The sequence below is a fragment of the Streptomyces sp. AC627_RSS907 genome (genome assembly GCF_019049165.1).
On record NZ_JAGMUE010000488.1, the window covers coordinates 1 to 748 of the forward strand.

Consider the following 748-nt stretch of genomic DNA (forward strand, 5'->3'; position numbering starts at 1 on the left):
GCGCCGGCCGCTCCCGGCGCGGGGCGGCCGGGCCGGGCGGGCGGTCGGGGCGCAGGCCACGCGGGGTGCCGGGGCCGGCCGCCGGGATGTCCGCCAGCCGAGCGGAAACATCGTTCGCTACCCCACATCGGGGAGGCCCACGTACCGTGAAGCCATGACGAGCATCGGTGGTGTCGAGATGGTCGACTGGAATCTCGCGGTGGCGACCGCCATCCGGTTCGCGCGGTCGGGTCCCGAGGTGAGCCAGGACGAGGCGCGGGCGGCGGTTCAGGAGCTGCGCCGGCACGCCAAGGCGTCGGAGGAACACGTGCGCGCGTTCACCCGGATGGCGCCGGCCGGCGGTGAGTTCGCGGACACGCCGGTGCTGGTCGTGGACCGGGCCGGCTGGGTGCGGGCGAACGTCGCCGGGTTCCGCACCGTGCTCGGGCCGCTGCTCGACAAGATGCGGAGCCGCCGCTCCGCCACGCCGGGCGGGGCCGTGCTCGGCGCCGTCGGCGGCAAGGTGACCGGCGTCGAGCTGGGCATGCTGCTCTCGTTCCTCTCCTCCCGGGTGCTCGGCCAGTACGAGACGTTCGCGCCGGCCAGCCGCGACCTGCCGGGCGGCACCGGCGGTGGCCAGTTGCTGCTCGTCGCGCCCAACATCGTGCACGTCGAGCGGGAGCTGGACGTGGACCCGCACGACTTCCGGCTGTGGGTGTGCCTGCACGAGGAGACGCACCGCACCCAGTTCACGGCCGTGCCCTGGCTG

General features: G+C 75.0%; 1 protein-coding gene. It reads left to right on the forward strand.

Going from position 1 to position 748, the window contains the following annotated elements:
* Window positions 1–154 precede the first annotated feature (154 nt).
* The coding region (locus tag KUM32_RS36630) for a zinc-dependent metalloprotease (protein ID WP_217146201.1) at window positions 155–748 on the forward strand (594 nt) is incomplete at its 3' end.